This window comes from Anaerobiospirillum sp. NML120449 (assembly GCF_023051105.1).
Lineage (GTDB): Bacteria > Pseudomonadota > Gammaproteobacteria > Enterobacterales > Succinivibrionaceae > Anaerobiospirillum.
Genome location: NZ_JALKIL010000095.1, coordinates 1 through 1,911 on the forward strand (window position 1 = coordinate 1; position 1,911 = coordinate 1,911).

The following is a 1,911-nucleotide window of genomic DNA, read 5'->3' on the forward strand; positions in this document are numbered from 1 at the left end:
CTGTCCACTTGACTGTACCGTCTTCTGAGACAACACCGCCCTCGCCAGTAACACCGGTAATGGTGGCATTGCCAAGATCCAGAACACCAGCAGTTAAAGAGCCTGAAGCTACACCAAATACGCCACGGAGTTTCTTCAGATCGGTTGAATCAAGAGTTACACCTGAATCAAAGCCAAACTTTACAGTACCGCCGGTCTGGAGATCGATGGAGCCTGCAGTAAAGCCATTGAGGTTTTCGCCAAGGTCAGTACCGTCAGCATTAAGCATGGAGCCTACTGCAGTAGCGCCGAACTCGAGGAAGCCCTTGTCGGTAACAGCGACATTCTTGGAACCAGCCAGGCTTACGCCCTTTTTGGTAGAGTCTGATGCATCTCCCTTAACACTCATAGTGCCGCTGATGTTCAGCTTGCCAGTAGCGCCAGAGGTGGTCAGCTTGTTGGTGGTGGCAGTAGCGCCCTCAGCAACAGTGATGATTGATGCAGTGTTTGCCAGCTCTTTAAGGGTTAAAGAGGCGTTCTTCTTTACATCAACAGTACCAGCAGTACCAGTAAGCTTGTTGATTGTCAGGGAAGCTGATGCTGGAGACAGGTCTTCAGCCTTCACTTTCTGACCGCCAATTACTAATGAGCCGCTCTTGTTCTCAATGTCAACATCACCAGACCAGGTGCCGCCAGCAACGAGCAGATTACCAGCTGCTGTACCACCAACGGTGATATTTGAAGCAATTTCGCCACTCTCAGAGGCAACAGTACCTAAAGTAAGCTTGGCTCCATCAAGAGTAAGCTTGTTTTGAACAGTATCCTTAAGGGAGCTGACAGATGACAGTGCTGTAAAGTTACCTGCACCGAGCTTATTCTCTTCTGCAGAGCTCTTCAGTACTAATGAGCCGGCAGTTATATTGTTGCCGGCTCCCGGAGTAACTGCTGTGCCAGCGCCAGTAAGAGTAAGTGTTCCATTCACTTTTACTGTGCCACCAGGGGCTCCTGAGCCATAGACAATACCGCTTACATCAACGTTGCCATCCACGTCACTCAGATCAACAGATTTGATGTTGGAGCCAGAAATTGTCAGGTCGTCAACTACGGTTAAAGTGCCTTTGCCTTTCAGTGCGAATGCAGATTTTTTTGCGCCAACATCCTTTGCAAAACCGCTTACCAGAGCACCGGTGGCAATGATTTCGCCGTTATTTGCAGTTGCAACTACGGTCTTTTGGTTAGAACTTGCATCAGTTACTGTAAATGATTTTGCCTTGGTCAGGTCAAGAACAGCGCCGCTACCAGATACGGTAAGAGGTGTTTCGCCCTTATTAGCAATAGAAATAACCGCATCCTGATCGGCAGTTACCTTGGTGGCTACCTTATCAGAAGTAATCTTTACAGAGCCATCTGTAACTGTAGTGGAGGTGAGGTTGTAATTACCAGCAGAAACAGTGAGGATGCCACCATCAATATTAACTGCACCGGTGATGCTGCCTGAGCCTGGGGTCTGAACACCATTAGAATCTACTTTGCTGGACAGAGTCAGACCTTTCTTAAGAATAAAAGCTGTAGAGCCATCATGGCTGACAAACTCTACGTCCTTTGCCTCCAGACCGGCCAGGTCAGAAATAGTAACGGCCTGTGTGTCGGTCTTACCAAGGGTAAGCTTACCAGCTGCCTTAACAGTCATATTTGTAGCGTCAGTGGTTTCAGCATCAATAATGATGTTGTTACCCTGAAGAACACCGCCAGCAGCAAAGCTAAGCTTGCCAGCGCCAGCAGCTCCAATACTAAGGTCGGATACTTTTACAGTCTCGTCAGTAATTGTAAGGTTGCCGCTTTGTACGGTTACCTTACCAGCTTTAACAGCGCTCTTAATGGTTGCTGCAGATGCTGATAAGGTTGGCTTTGCTGCAGCAGTGCCAGACACTG

The 1,911-nt window shown here is 48.4% G+C and carries 1 protein-coding gene; it reads right to left on the bottom strand.

Translation table 11 applies throughout. From position 1 onward, the window contains the following. A partial coding sequence (locus MXE41_RS12915; RefSeq protein ID WP_247100877.1) for a hypothetical protein occupies positions 1–1,911 on the bottom strand: 1,911 nt, incomplete at both ends.